Origin of the sequence: Paraburkholderia phenazinium (genome assembly GCF_900100735.1) — a bacterium.
Classification (GTDB): Bacteria; Pseudomonadota; Gammaproteobacteria; order Burkholderiales; family Burkholderiaceae; genus Paraburkholderia; species Paraburkholderia phenazinia.
In genome coordinates, this window is record NZ_FNCJ01000002.1 from 339,869 (window position 1) to 358,378 (window position 18,510).

The 18,510-nt window shown below is 63.1% G+C and carries 14 protein-coding genes; 10 read left to right on the forward strand and 4 right to left on the reverse strand.

The genetic code is table 11. The annotated features are described in order from the left end of the window. The first annotated feature begins 24 nt into the window (after positions 1 to 24). The 5 genes from BLQ92_RS05355 (at position 25) to BLQ92_RS05375 (ending at position 5,931) form a co-directional block, all read left to right on the forward strand. Positions 25 to 1,299 (forward strand): efflux RND transporter periplasmic adaptor subunit, encoded by a 1,275-nt coding sequence (locus tag BLQ92_RS05355; protein ID WP_090682339.1) that lies wholly within the window; start codon positions 25 to 27, stop codon positions 1,297 to 1,299. Positions 1,300 to 1,309: 10 nt separating this feature from the next. Then, positions 1,310 to 4,672 (forward strand): efflux RND transporter permease subunit, encoded by a 3,363-nt coding sequence (locus tag BLQ92_RS05360; RefSeq protein WP_090682340.1) that lies wholly within the window; start codon positions 1,310 to 1,312, stop codon positions 4,670 to 4,672. A 355-nt stretch (positions 4,673 to 5,027) separates the two neighbouring features. Next, on the forward strand, positions 5,028 to 5,285 hold the full coding sequence (locus tag BLQ92_RS05365; protein ID WP_090682342.1) for a hypothetical protein: 258 nt from the start codon (positions 5,028 to 5,030) through the stop codon (positions 5,283 to 5,285). Positions 5,286 to 5,347: 62 nt separating this feature from the next. Further along, the gene (locus BLQ92_RS05370; protein ID WP_090682344.1) at positions 5,348 to 5,608 is read left to right on the forward strand and encodes a hypothetical protein; all 261 of its coding nucleotides are present in this window, start codon (positions 5,348 to 5,350) and stop codon (positions 5,606 to 5,608) included. Between the two features lie 62 nt (positions 5,609 to 5,670). Continuing rightward, on the forward strand, positions 5,671 to 5,931 hold the full coding sequence (locus BLQ92_RS05375) for a hypothetical protein (protein WP_090682345.1): 261 nt from the start codon (positions 5,671 to 5,673) through the stop codon (positions 5,929 to 5,931). A gap of 66 nt (positions 5,932 to 5,997) precedes the next feature. Here BLQ92_RS05375 and BLQ92_RS05380 read toward each other — a convergent pair whose 3' ends face one another. Together BLQ92_RS05380 and BLQ92_RS05385 are read right to left on the reverse strand one after the other, a co-directional pair. Then, on the reverse strand, positions 5,998 to 6,936 hold the full coding sequence (locus tag BLQ92_RS05380; RefSeq protein WP_143016511.1) for an NAD(P)/FAD-dependent oxidoreductase: 939 nt from the start codon (positions 6,934 to 6,936) through the stop codon (positions 5,998 to 6,000). 35 nt (positions 6,937 to 6,971) lie between these two features. Further along, positions 6,972 to 9,290: a hypothetical protein gene (locus BLQ92_RS05385; RefSeq protein ID WP_090682349.1), complete on the reverse strand. Its 2,319-nt coding sequence runs from the start codon at positions 9,288 to 9,290 to the stop codon at positions 6,972 to 6,974. 306 nt (positions 9,291 to 9,596) lie between these two features. Here BLQ92_RS05385 and BLQ92_RS05390 point away from each other — a divergent pair, with 306 nt between their 5' ends. Together BLQ92_RS05390 and BLQ92_RS05395 are read left to right on the forward strand one after the other, a co-directional pair. Next, positions 9,597 to 11,876 (forward strand): xanthine dehydrogenase family protein molybdopterin-binding subunit, encoded by a 2,280-nt coding sequence (locus tag BLQ92_RS05390; protein WP_090682350.1) that lies wholly within the window; start codon positions 9,597 to 9,599, stop codon positions 11,874 to 11,876. A gap of 15 nt (positions 11,877 to 11,891) precedes the next feature. Continuing rightward, entirely contained in the window at positions 11,892 to 12,350 is a 459-nt protein-coding gene (locus BLQ92_RS05395) for a (2Fe-2S)-binding protein (protein WP_090682352.1), read from the forward strand. A gap of 11 nt (positions 12,351 to 12,361) precedes the next feature. Here the strand turns inward: BLQ92_RS05395 and BLQ92_RS05400 are convergent, their stop codons facing one another. After that, positions 12,362 to 12,580, reverse strand: coding sequence for a hypothetical protein (locus BLQ92_RS05400; RefSeq protein ID WP_090682354.1), 219 nt, complete (start codon positions 12,578 to 12,580; stop codon positions 12,362 to 12,364). 299 nt (positions 12,581 to 12,879) lie between these two features. Between BLQ92_RS05400 and BLQ92_RS05405 the strand changes: the two genes are divergently transcribed. After that, positions 12,880 to 15,015 (forward strand): serine/threonine-protein kinase, encoded by a 2,136-nt coding sequence (locus tag BLQ92_RS05405; RefSeq protein WP_090682355.1) that lies wholly within the window; start codon positions 12,880 to 12,882, stop codon positions 15,013 to 15,015. 50 nt (positions 15,016 to 15,065) lie between these two features. On the opposite strand, the gene BLQ92_RS05410 is transcribed toward BLQ92_RS05405, so the two are convergent. Further along, the gene (locus BLQ92_RS05410; protein WP_090682357.1) at positions 15,066 to 16,991 is read right to left on the reverse strand and encodes an SUMF1/EgtB/PvdO family nonheme iron enzyme; all 1,926 of its coding nucleotides are present in this window, start codon (positions 16,989 to 16,991) and stop codon (positions 15,066 to 15,068) included. 352 nt (positions 16,992 to 17,343) lie between these two features. Here BLQ92_RS05410 and BLQ92_RS05415 point away from each other — a divergent pair, with 352 nt between their 5' ends. Together BLQ92_RS05415 and BLQ92_RS05420 are read left to right on the forward strand one after the other, a co-directional pair. Then, on the forward strand, positions 17,344 to 17,769 hold the full coding sequence (locus BLQ92_RS05415; RefSeq protein ID WP_090682358.1) for a DUF4399 domain-containing protein: 426 nt from the start codon (positions 17,344 to 17,346) through the stop codon (positions 17,767 to 17,769). A gap of 45 nt (positions 17,770 to 17,814) precedes the next feature. Then, positions 17,815 to 18,240: a DUF4399 domain-containing protein gene (locus tag BLQ92_RS05420; protein ID WP_090682359.1), complete on the forward strand. Its 426-nt coding sequence runs from the start codon at positions 17,815 to 17,817 to the stop codon at positions 18,238 to 18,240. Positions 18,241 to 18,510 lie beyond the last annotated feature (270 nt).

Here is an 18,510-nt window from a genome sequence, read left to right on the forward strand (position 1 = left end):
GCCTCAAGCAAGAACGGAGTTCTCATGAAGTCACGTCCTCAGCGCGCGTCGCTGTCGTATCTGTGTCTGATCGTACTCGCCGCCTGCTCGAAACATGCGCCGCTGCCTCCACCGCCGCAGGTTGCCGTGGTGAAGGCGCAATCGCAGACGGTGCCGCTCGAGCGTCAGTTCGTCGGCCGGCTTTCGCCTTACTACAGCGCAAATGTAACGGCGCGTGTGTCTGGCGTGCTTCTGCGGCGCACCTACACGGAAGGCACCCAGGTTCGCGCGGGGCAAGTGCTGTTCGAAATCGATCCGGTCTTTTACCGTGCGCAGCTCGATAGCGACCTCGCGGTGCTGGCCGAGGATCAGGCCACCTATGTCAATGATCACGTCACCGCTTTGCGCAACCGCAAGCTGCTGCCGGTCGGTTCGGTCTCGCAGCAGACGGTCGACAATTCCGATGCCGCTGAGCGCAGCGCGGCGGCCAAGGTGAAGGCCGACCAGGCGGTCGTCGAGAGCGCACGGGTCTCGCTCAACTACACGCGCGTGACGGCGCCGATCGGCGGTATAGCCGGACAGCAACAGGTGACTGCTGGCGCGGTGGTCGGCACCAGTACGTCTGACACGGGCGGCAGCGGCACGCTGCTGACAACTGTCCAGCAGATCGATCCGATGTACGTGAACTTCACGATCAGTTCGGCCGATCTGGCGACGCTGCAACAGGCCCAGAGCAGCGGCTCGGTCGATCTGCAGAAGCAGAACCAGACCACCGTGCAGATCGGACTGCCCAATCGTACGCCGTACGGCACGACGGGCACGCTTGATTTCTCCGACGTGACGGTGAATGCGGCGACCGGCTCGATCAATATGCGTGCGCTCGTCGCGAACCCGCAGCGGCGTCTGTTGCCGGGCATGTTTGTGACGTTGACCGTCAATTTTGGCCAGCAGAACAATGTGTTCCTGATTCCACAGCAGGGCGTGCAGCGCGACACGGTCGGCGCATACGTGCTGGTGGTCGGCGCGGACGGCAAGGTGGGGCGCAAGGACGTCGAGGCGGCCAATAGCCTCGGCAACAACTGGGTCGTCACGCACGGGCTGGCAGATGGTGACCAGATCATCGTGACAGGGGTACAGATGGCGCGCGAGGGGACGCCGGTGAAGACCGTCGCGTGGCAACCGCCTGCGGCAGCGTCGGGGGCGGCTGCGGCTGCGGCTGCTTCCGCGGTGCCGACCGCGTCAGCTCCAGCGGCGACGCCGGGTTCCGGGGCTGCGCCGGCTTCTGCAGCGTCATCGGCTTCGGCCGGCGTGGCGCAGTAGGAGAGCGCTCATGCCGAGTTTCTTCATTAACCGCCCCGTCTTCGCCTGGGTCATTGCGATCCTGATCTCGCTGTTCGGCATTATCTCCGTGCACAGCATGGGGATCGATTCGTACCCGGACATCGCCCCGCCCGAAGTGACCGTTACTGCGCAGTATCCGGGCGCGAGCGCCCAGACGATGGAATCGACGGTGACTCAGGTGATCGAGCAGCAGCTCACCGGCATCGACAATCTGCTGTATTTCAGTTCGAACTCGAGCTCGAATGGCCAGACACAGATCGTCCTGACGTTCGCGACCGGCACCAACCCCGACATTGCCCAGGTGCAAGTGCAGAACAAGGTCACGCTCGCCGAGCCACTGCTGCCTTCGCAGGTCACTCAACAAGGGGTGGTGGTGGCGAAGGCGAGCCCGGACATCCTGTTGTTCGTCGCGCTGCAGTCAGACAATCCCGCCATCGATGCCGGGCGTCTGTCCGACATTCTTGCCTCGCAGATCCAGCCTAACATCGGCCGTGTGAACGGGGTCGGCAATACCACGCTGCTCGGCTCGGAGTACGCGGTGCGCATCTGGCTCGACCCCGACAAGCTGCAGAGCTACGGGCTGTCGACAACCCAGGTGCTCAATGCCGTGAGCTCGCAGAATGCGCAGTTCGCCGCCGGCTCGCTGGGCGCGGATCCGGCCGTGAAAGGGCAGGTGTTTACGGCGAACGTGACGGGCGACAGCCTGTTTTCGTCGCTCAAGCAGTTCCAGGACATCATTATCGTGGCGAACAGCAACGGCACGACGGTCAAGCTCTCCGACGTGGCGCGTATTTCGTTCGGCTCGCAGACGTATGGCTTCGCGCCGGTCTATAACGGCAAAGCCGCTGGGGGCATGGCGGTTTTCCTGCTGCCGGGTGCGAATGCGCTCGCGGTCGAGAAGGCGGTGAAAGCCGAGATGGCGACGCTGGCGCGCGATTTGCCGGAAGGCGTCACGTGGAGCGTGCCATACGACACCACACCGTTTATCACCGCGTCGATCGTCGACGTGATCCGCACGCTCATCGAGGCGATCGTGCTGGTGTTTTTCGTCATGCTGATCTTCCTGCAGAATCTGCGGGCTACGATCATCCCGACCCTCGTGATTCCAGTGGCGCTGCTCGGGACCTTTATCGGCCTGTCGGCGCTGCACTACACGCTCAACCAGTTGACGCTGTTCGGCATGGTGCTGGCGATCGGCATTGTGGTTGACGACGCGATCGTCGTGATCGAGAACGTCGAACGCATCATGAGCGAGGAGCATCTGGAGCCACGCGCGGCGACACGCAAGGCAATGGGGCAGATCACCGGCGCCATCGTTGCGATCACGGTGGTGCTCTCCGCCGTGTTTATCCCGTCCGCGCTGCAGCCGGGCGCGACCGGCATCATCTACGCCCAGTTCGCGCTGACGATCGCGGTGTCGATGGGATTCTCCGCGTTCCTCGCGCTGTCGTTCACGCCCTCGCTGTGCGCGGCGATTCTGAGGCCCGAGCACGAGGACAAGAAGAGCGCGATCTACCGCTGGTTCAACCGCACGTTCGACTGGACGTCGAAAAAGTATCTCGGCCATGCCGGCCGTGCTGTGCACCATGCGCCACGCTGGATGGTGGTGTTTGTGCTCGTCGTCGTGCTAACCGGCTTTCTGTATACGAAACTGCCGACCAGCTTCGTGCCCGACGAGGACCAGGGCTTCGTGCTCGCACTCATCAATCTGCCGCCCGGCTCGACCCTGCAGCGTACCGATCACGTGATGGCCGAGGTGCGCGACAAGCTCGCGAACAGTCCGATCGGCAAGGAGATCGTAGGTATTTTCCAACCAGAAGGCTTCAGCTTTGTCGGTACGAGCGAAAACGTCGGCATGTCGTTCATCAAGCTGGCAGACTGGGACAAGCGCCATGACACTGCGATGACGCTGATTCCGCGGATCAACCAGATTCTTCATAGCATTCCCGATGCGCAGATCTTCGCGGTGAATCTGCCGACCATCCGCGGCCTCAGCCAGTTCGGCGGCATCGATATGTATCTGCAGGCGCGTGCCGGCCAGTCGCGCGCGGAACTGGCCCAGGCCACGGGCACGTTGCTTGGGAACGCATCGAAGAGCCCGGTGCTATTCGGGATCCGCCCGAACTCGCTGCCGAGCGCGCCGCAACTGGACGTTGCAGTGGACCGGACCCAGGCCGAAGCGATGGGCCTGTCGCTGACCGATGTCTACGACACGCTCGAGATGGAGCTCGCGCCGTTCTACGTCAACCAGTTCACTTACGGCGGGCGCGTGAAGCGTGTCTATATCCAGGCGGACGCACCGTACCGGATGGGGCTCGACGCGCTCCAGCACCTGTATACGCCGAGCCTGTTCACAACCGGCAGCAGCACGAGCACGACCGCGAGCCAGTTGTCGGCGAATAGCGCGACCGCATCGAACGGCTTCGCGACGCCTGTCGACCCGTCGCCCGCGAATACATCGATCAGCCCTTACAACATGGTGCCGCTCTCTAGCGTGGTGAATACCAGATGGACCTTCGGGCCGACGGTGCTGCCGCGCTACAACGGCTACTCGGCAATCGAGATCGTCGGTAACTCGGCTGCGGGCTATTCGACCGGTCAGGCGATCGATGTGTTGCAGAACATCGTGGACCACCAGTTGCCGTTAGGTTTCGCGGCGGACTGGACCGGGCAGTCGTTCCAGGAACTGCTGTCAGGCTCGTCGGCGGTGACGCTGCTGATGCTGTCGATCCTGGTGGTGTTCCTGTGTCTCGCCGCACTGTATGAAAGCTGGTCGATTCCGGCTGCAGTGCTGCTGGTCGTGCCGCTCGGCATGCTTGGCATGCTGGTGTTCTGTCTCTCGTTCGGCGTGCCGAACGACATATACTTCAAGATCGGCCTCGTGACCGTGATCGGTCTCGCGGCGAAAAACGCGATCCTGATCGTCGAGTTCGCGGTGGAGGGTCAGCAACGTGGCATGACGCTGCGCGATGCCGTCCTGACAGCGGCCCGGCTGAGATTGCGGCCGATCCTGATGACCTCGATGGCCTTTATTCTGGGTGTGTTCCCGCTCGTTGTCTCATCGGGGGCAGGCGCCGCTTCGCGCCACGAAATCGGCACCGGCGTGATCGGCGGCATGCTGTTCGCCACGTTCCTCGGTCTGCTGCTGATTCCGGTGTTCTATGTGGTCGTACGGCGACTGCTCGGCGACAAGCTCGACGAGGTCTCGCACAAAATTCACCATCGCGACGGTGAAGACGGCGAGCATGGCGGCGGCACACCAGATGATGGGGGTGGTCATGACGGCGGTGGCACGGGTGGCGGCGCTGGGGCGGGTGGCCCAAGCCCGGCGGGTGAGGGCGCGCCAGTCTAGCGAAGCGGCGTGCGCCTGTTCTGAGGCTGGATAGCCACTCGCCGGCTTCCGACAGGGTGCGAGCGTTCCAGCGCGCCGCAACCTTCGCCCAGCGTTGCGCCCGCTACTTGCCGCTGGTGTCTGTTATCGGCGAACTATCGCCGCCCGCCTGTCTGGCCACACACAACATCCCACTCAACGCCGGCCACCCATCCCGGGGCCGCCGCAACACGCTCTTTCCCTTCTGCAGCAAGGCTCCAAGGCCCCTTTGCGCACTTCATCCTCTCGCCTGGCACACCCTATGCGTTAGCTGGTGTGAGCGCGACACCCGATGCTCACCTCACGTAACCCGCATAACACTTTAGGAGTATTAACCATGAAATCGACTCTGATGATCAAGGATCTGCCGATCGCCGAAGAACTCGACAGCAAGGCGATGTCAGCCGTGCGTGGCGGCAGCGCTATCTCCGTCGTTGGCGGCAACGCCCAGAACGTTGTCGGCGGCGGTGGCTTTGCCAGCCCGACGACGGGTCTGCAGGTCGGGCCGACCGTCAACACGGTCGATGCCAGCTCGCATCTCAACCTGAGCATCCCCACGATCCAGAACTTCGGCGGCAACCAGCTCGTCGTCTAAACAATGTGCGTGCCGCCCCACGATGGGGTGGCCACATCAATCTTCTCTTCCAGGAGTTAATCATGCACTCGACCCTCATGATCAAGGATCTGTCCATCACCGAAGAACTCGACAGCAAGGCGATGTCCGCTGTCCGCGGCGGGAGCGCCATCTCGGTGGTTGGCGGCAATTCACAGAACGTCGTTGGCGGCGGTGGCTTTGCCAGCCCGACGACGGGCCTGCAGGTCGGGCCGACCGTCAACACGACCGACGCGAGCTCGCATCTCAACCTGAGCATCCCCACGGTCCAGAACTTTGGCGGCGCGCAAGGCGTATTGCTGTAACAGGTACCGGCGCCACCCTTCGCGGAGGGTGGCCCCCGTCCGCTCATCTCCAGGAGCCAGTCATGCAAGCAACCCTTATGATCAAAGATCTGCCCGTTAGCGAACAACTCGACCGCAAGGGCATGTCCGCGATTCGCGGCGGCAGCGCAATCGCCGGCGTCGGCGGAAATTCCGGCAACGTATTCGGCGGCGGCGGCTTTGCCAGCCCCACCATCGGCGTCCAGGTCGGGCCGATCGTGACGACCACCGACGCGAGTCAGCATCTGAATATCAGCATTCCGACCATTCAGAATTTCGGTGGCTATCAGCTGAGCGGGCTGTAGCGGTGCGCGGCATCGCCCATGGGGAGGGCGGTGCTGCACACGGCAAGCGTTGGGACCACACGCTCTTTATCCGGTCCAGAGCAGTGCGGCGTTCGCGTAGCATTCTGCAAGCGCTGCCTTGCGGGACATATAAAACTGCAAGACCCAGTCCGAGTACAACGCCTCGAGCAGACTGGAGCGTTCGGGGTGGCGGCGAAGCTGTGCCGCCAGCGATGCCGCGCGGGCGCCGGATTCGATAGCGAATCTGAATCCGTCGCCCGTGGCGGGATCTAGCTGCACGGCGGCGTCCCCGCATACGAAGTAGCCGGGACCGGCTGCCTGCTGAAGGCAGCGCCAACGGCGGCAATCGCGCCAGCTCCTGCCAACGGGCCGCACGCCATCAGGCCAGGCAACCGTGGCCTCACGCTGGGTCGACAGGGATGTCCAGATCGTCTGCGAGGTGGTCGGTTTGATCCATAGCCACCCTTGCTGCCCGATCTGCCAGTGTTGGTCCGGCGCATTGGTACTCGCTGCCGCGAGGCCACGTTCCAGCCACAACGCTGGAGAATCGATCGATTCTTCGAGTTGCATGGCGCGTCGAAGCCAGCAGTTTGAGCCACTGGCGTCGATCACAACGGGGCTTGAGATCGATGATCCTCCGCAATGCACGCCGGAAATTCTGCCTTGCGCAACACGCGGCTCGACTCGTCCGGCTGTGAGAGAAATGTATCGCGCGCCGGTATCGAGGGCTTCGATCCTGAAGAGTTGATCGAACTTGCCGCGCATCAGAGCACGGCCGGACTTCGGCAACGGTTCTGGGTCCAGCCAGATATCGCTCACATGCGACAGACGTGGAGCCATGGCAGCCAGCAGCATCACGGAAGCACGTGAGAGGTACTCTGGCGCGCCACTCGAGCGGCCGCGGCCGAGCATGACGACCTCGAGTCCCGCTCGTGTAGCTGTGATGGCCGCAGCGCAAGCGGCGGGCCCGTCGCCAATGACGACCAGGTCGGCGTTGCTTACCATGCAGCACCGCTAACGTATGATCCGCCGCGCATCGCTTATCGCCCATCGCGCAAGTAAAGCGCCAACGCCTCGGCACCCGGCGCGGCGGTGAGAACGTCGTTCAGCCGCTCGGTCGCGGTCGAATCGCAACACAACGCTTGTGCATAGGGCACGCGCAAGCGGCCCGGCGCCGTTTGCACCGGTTGCGGACCATGGTCGAGTGGCAACACAAACAGGAAGCGGTAAGCGGTCTGCGCAATCGAGGGCCTGTTGTTGACGCGGCGCGCCGAGATGAGCCACAACCGGGTATGGGCGGGCGTCTGTCCGTGATCGCAAGCAGCCACGGCGTGACGTAGCGCCCTGATGCGGCGGATCAGCTCGGCAGAGTCGACATCCTGCAAGGCGCCGTACAGCATGTTTCCTGCAATGGCATTCGCTACGTAATCCGAACGATAGATGTCTGCATATTCGGCCATGCCATCGGGCGTCAGATAGGGGCCAAACTCGCCGTCCCATCCGCGGCAGGCCGTGGCTACGCCCTCGACCACCAGCGGATGCCCGGGATGCAGGCCGATCTCCTCGTCCAGCATCGGGATGGCGGTCGGAGCATCGGCGCGATTGAAGGTGCGCGAGGCGTCGGGGCTGAGCGCGGGCCAGAAGCTGTTCGAGGCAGCACATAGCTTGACGTCTTCTGCGAACGGGCTGCCGAGCCCATGCGTAGCGAGAAATATTCCACCGCGATCGCTCGCATAGGTCACGTCCCAGCCGGGTGCGAATACATTGGACGAGGCGTCCGAGAGGAATGAAACCATTCTCGTGCTGGATGCCGCCGGACTCGTGTGATGATCGGTGCGGGCCGCGAGACTGAATGCGACGGAAATCGTCGTGTCGGCGCGGGGGAATGCCTGCTTGCCGGTGAGAGGATCGTTGTGCTGTGGGTTGGCGGCCAGCCGTTCGCCGCTTAGGGACGAAGGGCCGCCATTTCTGAACTGCGATTTTGGATCGGTATGCGTTTGCTGAAACCAGCGCTGCAACTCGACTTGATCGGCGTATGGATAAAAATCCGGTGCCGCTACGATCGAGTAAGCGGGAAGAACGCGCAACGCTGCCGCCTCGTCGAGCGCAACGCTGACCACGCCCTCGACGCAATGGTCGATGAAAAGCCGGGTTTCGTATCCACCGTCTTTGACCTCCTTCAGAAATCTCGCGCGGTTTTCCGGGTGGATCCGCATGTCCGGCGCCGGTCCGTCTCCACGTCTTGCCGGGTGACGGATGTTGATGTATTCCGGCGCGTTGCGCGGCTCGGGATAGCGCAGCCAGTTCTTCGCGAAGTGCGGAAAATAGAGTTGCCGCTCTTCGTCGATCCCGGCGAGGAACACCCGGAGCAGCGAAGTGACGATACGCATCGAGGTATAGCGCCGATTGACAATCCCAAGCGGCCATGGCCACTCGCGCGGAACCTTGAAGCTATGTACGGGAAAGGTTTCGGCCGGCACGGATTCGACAAGCGGCAGGGGCTTGGGCATGACCAGCACGGTGGAGCCCACATGCTCCAATCCCACTGTGTCGGAGGCGCGGCCGCTGCTTGTCATGGTGAACGGCGCCGCGTCCAGGTCCGTTGCGGGCGGCACCGTCACACCCCAGCGTGCCTGCGCGGCGCGCTTGAGCTTGTCGCCGACATGGTGTTGAACGAAGGAGAGCGACACAGGGACGCCCGGCAGACATTCGGACCCCTGGAACAGTTTATAGACGGGCGCGACGAAGGGCCGCGCATGATCGCCGCTTTGCTCGCCTTCGATCAATGCCAGCGCGTGCGGTCCCTGGCCGCGACGCACGAGGAACGCGCCGAAGCGCGCCGGCAATACACGGACATGTGCAACGTCTTCAGCATCGGGCGAGAAGCAGCGGCCGCGCCGATCGAACCGGGCTTCGCGATCGCCATTGCGGGCAATGCCCAGCCGCGAGAACACCATGTCCGCGTGCACCTGGTGTCCGGTGCGGCGCGCCGGGCGATACTGATAAGCGAGCACCGCGATATCCAGCGTCTGCCAGTCGTCGGGTGGCCCTGCCCGGGAATAGAGGTAGTTCTCCAGCAGATCCAACTCATCGGGCGAGACACTTTCGCACGAAGGGCCGTCCGCTGGGCGAGCGAGCATGTGGTAAAGCAGGCTGCGTGCCGGATCGCCGGGTTCGATGGCTCGGTACGTAGAGCGGCACAAATCGGCGACACCCGGATCGGTCCAGTCGATCTTCAGCGGCCGGGCGAGTTCGCTCGCAGTGTGTGCCGCGTGAAGGTCGAGGCCGTGACGCGCGAAGCTCGTTTCCCAGACGGGGGCGATGCGATACAGCAAATCGCGTACAAGATCAACGAGCATCGGCGACCTCTGCGTGGCGTTGCTATTCGGGCTTTGCTGGCAGCGTGCGGTGCGTTGACGGCCTCGAGCCTGGTGTGAATGCCGGTTTCAGCGGGCCATTGCCCAGACTAATATAGGTGATTCTGGTGCGCGTAGTACTAGCGGATGCCCTCGGTCGTGCCATTCGCGTTTCTTCTTCAAAACGATCTGGAGTCCCGCATTTCAATTGCACGCCGGCGCGTGCGTTCTTCTATTGATGACCGATACACGTTTGCCGACTCGGCAACAGGACTGATCGACGATGATCTACCGGCTCTCAGACCTCTCATGCTAAAGCGCAGAACGTTCGTGATCGGTGGTCTTGGCGCTGTGGGCGCACTGGTCCTCGGGTGGTCGGCGCTACCGCCACGCCAGCGTCTGTCGGCCTCCGCGCCATTGCCGGTACAGGGCACGGAGGTGCCGCTCAACGGCTGGGTCAAGGTTTCATCGGACAACAGCGTGACAGTGATGATGTGCAAAGCGGAAATGGGCCAGGGCATCTACACGGGGGCGGCCATGCTGCTCGCGGACGAGATGGATGCCGATTGGGCACAGGTGAAGGTCCAGGCGTCGCCGGTCGATGGCATCTACAACAATCTGGACAACGTCGCGGGCGATCTTCCGTTTCGCCCGGACGATCACAGTGTTATCGAGGAGTTTACGGTCTGGATGTCGCGCAAGATCTCGCGCGATTTCGGCACGATGATCACTGGCGGTTCCACGAGCATCAACGACCTGTGGTTGCCGATGCGTGAGGCCGGCGCAGGCGCACGCGCGATGTTGTGCCGCGCGGCGGCCGAAAAATGGCGCGTGCCGGTAGGCGAGTGCCGCGCCGAGAACGGCCGCGTGCTGCATCCGTCGGGACGCTCAGCAAGTTTCGGTGAGTTGGCCGAGCTCGCGGGCCAGCAATCGCTGCCTGCTCACGTCGTGCTGAAGACCCCGGCCCAGTTCAGGGTGATCGGCAAGCCGCTCAGGCGTATCGATGGCCCATCCAAGCTCGACGGAAGTGCGCGATTCGGTATCGACGCGTTCCCGGACGGGCTGTTGTACGCGAGCGTGCTGATGTGTCCGACGCTCGGGGGAACGCTCAAGGATTTCGACGACTCCGTGGCCCGCTTCTTACCAGGTGTCGTCAAGGTGCTGAAGGTCGATGCCTATAACGGCGGCAGTGGCGGCGTAGCGGTGATCGCGGAGAACGCCTTCATTGCGATGTACGCGCTGGATGCGGTCGCCGCCTTGGGGATTGAATGGAATCATGGTGCAGCGTCCAACGTCTCCGATGCGGACGTGCTCCGCAGCCTCACGGATGCACTGGACCATTCAGAAGGTCATGCTTACTACAGCCGAGGCGATGTCGATAGCGCACTGAACCCAGCTGCCCGGACCGTGAGCGCCGAATACCGTGCGCCCTATCTGGCGCACGCGCCGCTTGAGCCGCTTAACTGCACGGTGCAGGTGAAGGACGACAGCGCCACGGTCTGGGTCTCCACCCAGGTCCCGGCGCTCGCGCGCAAGCACGTGGCGAAGGTGTTGCATCTGGACACCCAAAAGGTCGATGTTCAGGTGCAACTGCTCGGCGGAGCATTCGGCAGACGCCTGGAAGTGGACTACGTATCGCAGGCTGCCGCCATAGCCCGTGAGGCTGACGGCAGGCCGGTGCAGACGATCTGGAGCCGTCCGCAAGACATGATGCACGACTTCTACCGGCCAGCCTGCGTGTCGCGCTTCGAGGCCGGGCTGAATAGCGCAGGTGAAGTGGTGACGTGGCGCAACCTGTCGGCCAGCCAGTCGGCCGTCGCCGCATCGCTCAAGCGCAACTACGGCGTTCCCGACCCGCTTATCGACAAGACCACGGCAGAGGGCGCGTTCGATCAGCCCTACGAATGGCCCAATGTCAGGGTCGTGCAGACCACGGTCGAGCTGCCGGTTCCGGTCGGCTTCTGGCGTTCGGTGGGACATTCGCATCAGGCGTTCTTTGTCGAGAGCTTCATGGACGAGCTGGCCGCGGCCGCGGGCAAGGATCCCGTGGCCTTCCGTGCCGGTCTGCTCGCGCATCATCCGCGGCATCTCGCCGTGTTGCAGCGTGCCGCTGCGCTTTCGAACTGGGGGCGTCCGCTTGCGCGGGCTCCCGACGGTGCTGCCTGCGCACGCGGCGTGGCACTGCATGAGGCATTTGGCAGCGTGGTCGCGCAGGTGGCGGAGGTTTCGGTCGGCGCGGACAAAAGCGTGCGCGTGCAGCGGGTGGTCTGCGTAGTCGATTGCGGTACGCCGGTGAACCCGAACCTGATCCGCCAGCAGGTGGAAAGCGGCATTGTGTTCGGCTTGTCGGCGGCATTGTACGAAGCGATCACCCTCGACCACGGGCAGGTGCAGCAGCAGTACTACACCGAGTTCCCAATCGTGCACATGGACGACTGCCCGGCAATCGACACCGAAATCATGCCGAGCGAGGCCGAGCCGCAAGGCGTGGGCGAGATTGCCACGCCGCCCATTGCCGCAGCCGTGGCCAATGCGGTTTTTGCACTCACCGGCCAGCGTCTGCGTACGCTGCCACTGACACTCGCCTGAGTGGCGGGAGAGAACATGCTATCGCTGAACATCAACGGCAGGCAGGTGCTGGTGAAATCGGACCCGGCTACGCCGCTGCTTTGGGTGCTGCGGTGTGAACTGGGCTTGACGGGAACCAAATTCGGCTGCGGGATTGGCGTGTGCGGAGCGTGTACCGTGCATCTGGATGGCACAGCGCAGGTGTCGTGCCAAACCGTCATCGCTGATCTGGTAAGCCGCAGGATCACCACGATAGAAGGACTCGAAGGCGCCGAGGCTGCCGCGCTCAAGGCCGCCTGGAGCACCATCGACGTGGTGCAATGCGGCTATTGTCAGAGCGCGCAACTCATGACGGCCTCAGCGCTTCTGAAGCAGAAGCCAAAGCCAAGCGACCAGGATATCAACGACGCGATGTCGAACGTAATGTGCCGTTGCGGCACCTATCCGCGCATCCGGGCGGCCATTCATGAGGCCGCGCGAAAGAAACCCGGCTAAAGCGCCGGTGCTTATTTGTGTCGCACGCCTGACGATGCATGTGCGGTGGGAGCCAGTTGACGCGTGGATGAAAAGCCTTGCGGATAGTCGAAGAGACGGGTTGGGGCCGATGCCGGTTGTAGAAGCGAGCCGTAACGTGCGCCGCTTCGCGCGCCGCCTACGATGGCCGCCATGGCCTGCCTGTCGAGTTCGACACTGTCCGGGAGATCCTTGATTGTGAGGGTGGCCATGGCTGTTCCTTATGTCGTGACGTTTCGAACCAGTATAGACAATGCATCGTTCGCACGTGTCTTGCTTTGCACTGATGCGCTCGGCGCGACGTTCGCGAAGTGATGGGTTGCAACCAACACAATAGGGTGATGCTGTCAGGAGCGGCACAACACCTGTGCACTACCCGTACATTGACCGAATATTGTTGGGCAATCCTGAATTGCGGAAGGCCGGGGTGCGGGCTAGTATCGGTCGTGGGCATGTAACTTCTTACGACAGGTTTATCACGGTTTATCGGGAGCTGCGTGGCTTTACACAAATGGCGAACCTTGCGCACGCGATTAGCGAATTCCAGAACGGCGAGCTGTCGCAAGATGAGTTCATCGCACAGCTCGACAGTACGCTGACGAAGGACAGTGTGGGTTCGGCGCGGCTGCTGGAGATATTGGGCGAAGCACACACCCACATGCCGTTGCCCCCGGAGGTGTACGCGGAAGTTCAGCGCAGGATCGAGCGCATGAGCAGCACGAACCTGACGCTGGGCGGCGGCGAGACCCGCGTGCAGACCACGCTGCAATATCCCGCTTCCTCTGCTCGTGTCCCGGCTGGCTCGGCAGTCAGCGGGGGACAGGTGGGTGCGCCTTCTGCTGCTCAGCCCACTACCGGTTCCGAACCGGTCAAAGGCGTTGGCGATACGCTCAATAACCGTTTCGTGCTGGAGGAGTGCCTCGGCGTCGGTGGCATGGGCACCGTGTACAAGGCACTTGACCTGCGCAAGCTGGAAGCATCCGACCGCAAGCCCTACGTCGCCATCAAGGTCCTCAACGTACAGTTTCGCGGCAACCCCCAGTCGCTGATCGCGCTGCAACGCGAAGCCAAGAAGGCCCAGGTGCTGGCGCACCGCAATATCGTCACCGTCTACGACTTCGACCGGGACGGCGCGGTCGTCTACCTGACGATGGAATATCTGTCCGGCAAGCCGCTCAGCCACCTGTTGCGCAACAAGAATTTCAAGGGCATGCCGTACGGCGAGGCGCTGCCGATCGTCAAAGGCATGGCGAATGCGCTCGCCTATGCACACGAGCATGGTTTCGTTCACTGCGACTTCAAGCCAGGCAATGTGTTGCTGACGGAAAAGGGCGATGTCAAGGTGATCGACTTCGGTATTGCGCGGGTATTTCAGCGTCCTGAAGAGGAGAGCGATGCAACCGTGTTCGATCCGGGAACGCTCGGCGCGTTGACGCCCGCCTATGCGAGCCCCGAGATGCTCGAGCATCTCGAGCCCGATCCGCGCGACGATGTGTATGCGCTCGGCTGCATTGTCTATGAACTGCTGACGGGACATCACCCGTTTAACCGGCTCTCGGCCACCCAGGCGCGCAGCGCCGATCTCAAGCCGCAACGTCCCGAAGGCCTGGCTACGCGCCCGTGGCGGGCCTTGCGCGCGACGCTCGCCTTTGATCGCCAGGCACGTACGCCGACGGTCACCCGCTTCGTGGACGAATTCACTGCGCAGCCGCGAGTCACAAAACAACGCATGCTGATTGCCGGGGGCGCTGCGCTCGCGGGGCTGGGTGTAGCCGGTCTTGGATTCCTCTGGTACCGGGGGCAGGGCGCTTCCACCGGCGCGGTGCAGGCGCCATCGGCGCCGCTGATTGGGGCGGCGCCGGCAACGCAGCAAGCGCTGAGCGATCGCGTGCCAGCGCCAACGCCAGCGTCGCAAGCCGCGTTAGCGTCAGGGGTGGCGTCGACCTTGGCCGAGGCGCCGGCACCGCTTCCACCGACGCTCGCATCGGTCGCCACATTGCTCGCGCAGATGCCATGTTCCGCGCTCGCCGCGTCGGTGCATGGTCATACGGTGAAAGTGCACGGCTTCGTGCCGCAGTCCAACGGTATCGCCACGCTGAAGGAGCGCCTGAATGCGCTGCCGGGCGTGAGCGCGCTGAACGTCGACGTGACGCCGCTTGCCGCGGACAAATGCGATGTCATCCAGTTTTTCGCGCCATACTGGACTCGCAACTGGCAGGCTGGCCACCCCGCCGCGCTTCAGGTGAAAGCGACCGACGGGCAACTCGTCGAGGGCGATCCGTTGGTGGTCAGCGTAACGACGCCGGGCTACGATTCCTACGTCAATATCGACTACTACCAGTTAGACGGCAGCGTCGTGCATATGGTGCCCAGTCCGCGCGAGCCGGATAACCAGGCGCCGCCGAATTATGCGGCGACCGTCGGCAGCGCAGGAGACTGGGTGATTGCCAAACCGTTCGGGACTGAACTGGTGGTGCTGCTGATCACGCCGGCCCCGCTGTTTAACGCACTCCGGCCGGAAAGCGAAGCGCGCGCGGACTATCTACGCGCACTGAACACACGTCTCGCCCAGATTGCAGGCAAGTACGGAGCGGATCACATCGTCGCCGATGTGGCTCAGATCAACAGCCAGCCCCGCAAGCACTGAGGGCCACGCCTGGCGGCCCCCTTCGGTGTCACGCTCATCACGGCTTCCATTTACTTCAGATCTTTGGCAACCCGGAAGCCGTTCTGCGACTGACGCACGCTCTCGCTGTACTTGAAGCGCGTCGAAACCAGCATGTAGTCGGCGCCTTCGCGCCACGAGCCGCCGCGAATGACCCGCGCGTCGCAGCCGGACGCATCCCAGACCCGGCCGTCCGCCGGCGCGTCCTTGTACGAACTGTGCCAGCAGTCGCTCACCCATTGCCAGACGTTGCCGCCCATGTCGTACAGACCATAGGGGTTCGCGCCGAACGTTCCGACGTTTTCCGGCCCCGCCTCGTGCCAGGGATCTCCGCAGCCCTTGCAGTTGGTGTTGCCTTTGCGCATCTGATCGCCCCACCAGTATGGCGTCGAGGTGCCGCCACGTGCGGCGTATTCCCATTCGGCTTCGGTGGGCAGGCGGTAGGGTTTGCCGGTCACCTTGGCGAGCCACTTGACGTACTGCTGGACATCGTCCCAACTGAGGTCGCGAGCGGGAGCGTTCGTGCCCGGACCGTTTTCGCCCGACAGCTTCGGGCAGGCATTGGCCGCAACGCATGCATTCCATTGTTCGACAGTCACATCGTACTTGCCGATCGCAAACGGCGTGCCGATCGTGACATGATGCGGCGGCCTCTCCGAGATATCGCCCGAATTGCTGCCCATCGTGAACGAGCCGGCGGGTAGCGACACCATCACTGGGCAGGTCGCGCAGTCCTTGCTCTCGCCGGCCGTTGGACTGAAGGCTGCGGATTTGACCGGCGCCTTGGGCGTCGCGGCTACAGGCGCGGGCGCCGGTGTGCTCGCCGCAACCGCGTGACCCGGTTGCGGCGTGGCCGCCTGAGCTTTCGATGCGGCGGGCGCTGCGGGTAGCGCAGCACCCGGCGCGGCGCCCGGAGCCGGCGCAGAAGCCGCGGCCTGCAAGCGCTCGATACGCGCTTTCGCCAGCGCTGCGAAGCGGCCGTTGGGGTAAGCCTTCAGGTACGCCTCGTAATCGCTCACGTAGTTGCTGTTCTTGATCGAATCCCAGAACGTCAGTTCGTATTGTTCGCTGCTGTCCTTCGGCATGATGCCGCGGCTACGCATGGAGACAATCGCTGTGCTGGCAAGCTCCGGGCTTGCCGTGCTTGCCACGCCGCTACCCGGATAGCGTGCGAAGCGGAAGACGCCGGCAAGCGACGATACCGCCCACGGTCTTTGCTCACCGCTGGTATCGGCGCGTACGGCTCGCTCGACGCCGCGGATGATTCCGTCCACGTCGCGTTCCTGAGCAGTGGCGAGCGCGCGCAAAAGCGCGCGTGTGTAGACACCGTGGCTGTTACCGTCGGCTGCAAATCCGCCAGGCGCCGTGGCGTAGGCGATAAACGTCTGCTCCGGCAACGGCGAACCCGGCTTGTCGACATCGGCGGAACGGAATGGGTTTTGCAGACAGGTGTCGAGTATGACCAGATTGGTCTTGTGGGCTCGGGGTGCCGACATCGCTGCGAGCACGCTGCTCAGACCGATTCCATTGATGAGAAGAGCGGCGGGGTGGCGGCCGTCGATACCCTCCGGCACCAGGATGGTTTCGTTGCCGACCTGCAGACCGTGCCCGGCAAAATAAAAGAGGCCGACACCGCCGCCCGCCAGACGCGTGTGAAACGCGGCAAGTGCCTGCTGGATCTGCTGCGGCCTCCCGTCGGTGAGCACGCTCACCTCGAAGCCGAGCGACGCCAGCAGCGCGCCCATGCTGCGGGCGTCGTTGCTGGCGTTGTCAGGCCGGATGGCGCCGCTATCGCTATTGCCGATGACAAGCGCAATGCGCCGCTCACCCGTGCCTTGGCCGGATCGTGCTGTGGTCTGAAGAATCGCGCTGCTGCTAACTTGCGTGACAGCGTTGGCATCCGTCCACGGCATGTGTAGGACCCCGGCTATGCATACCAGCAGGAATTTTCGCCACATATTCAAATCCTGGTTGTCCGTACCGAACCCGCTATCCGATGGCGAACACTCCGGCATCGGGGCGGCGACGCATTGCACAGCAGCTTGCATGCGAATTGTGTTGGCAGTTTCGCGACGGTCGTAAACAACGATAGCACGCGGTACATGCGTCACAAGGTTAACGAATGGTTCGTATCTTTTTGTGAAGTTACGTCCTAAGCTAAAGGACGAAATACGAGGTCCGGTTCGGGGCGCGTTGCCAGATGCCTCGCTATGCGGATGCGCACGCCGCTCGCGAATCTGCGGTTGACCGCGCGGTCGACACGTGGTGCGGCAGCGGGCGAGAGAGCCACTCTCCCGGAGGAGGCGCAACATGCCAGTAAGAACAGCGCTCAGTGTTCTGGCCGTGATATTCCTGACGGCTGCGGCGCCCGTCACGCAGCAGACGCCATCCCCGCCAGGCGCCGAGGAGTACATCATCTGGCCACCCGACGGCGCCGTGATTCACGGCGGCAAGCTGTGGGTGCGCATGGGGTTGCGCGGCATGGGGATCTGTCCGAAGGGAGTCAACGTTCCTAATACCGGACATCATCATCTACTGATCGATACCGATCTTCCGCCGCTCGACCAGCAGATCCCCTCCGACCGCAACCACCTGCACTACGGCGCAGGCGAAACCGACGCGCGCGTCGAACTGGCGCCGGGCACCCATACGCTGCAGCTTCTGCTTGGGGACGAGAACCACGTGCCGCATGTTCCCGCGGTCTATTCGAAGAAGATCACCATTTACGTACGTTAGGACCGCTTTGTACGCTTCGGTCTGCGAGGACGGAGAGCACGCACGATGAACAAGATAATCGCTCTCGCGGCACTGGCCGCCACGATCTGGCTGAATCCGGCCTTTGCGGCTGGCACGCCGTCGCCGCCCGGTGCCTTTTGCTATATCGGCTACCCGAACGAAGGACAGACGTTGCCCGCCGGCAAGCCGTTTCGCGTCTGGTTCGGCCTGCGCAATATGGGCGTGGCGCCCAAAGGCGTTAACTACCCGAACACCGGCCACCATCACTTGCTGATCGACACCGATCTGCCGCCGCTCGATCAGGAGATTCCCTCCGATCGTACCCACCTGCATTTCGGCGCAGGCGAAACCGAAACGACTCTGGTGCTGCCGCCCGGCAAACACACGCTGCAGCTATTGATGGGCGACTATATGCATATGCCGCACGATCCACCGGTCTATTCGAAGAAGATCACTATCTACGTCAAGTAGCTACATCAATGCGTGTCGAGCGTTGCCTGTTGGTGTGGCGCCAACGCTGTGAACCGATCGTGTTGGGCAGCGGCAATCATATGGCGGGTTGCCTGCCTTGGCGGCGCGCGACACAGCGTGCCGTTACTTCCTGAATACCGGCGTGATTTCAAGCGATTGGGTCTTTGCCCGCAAATCAGCGATGCATTGGCACGGCCTGTGCATAAGCTGGGTGCGAGCAGACACGAGATGCTCCCACCCCCGGACAAGCGTCTCGCAGTCCTCTGGAGA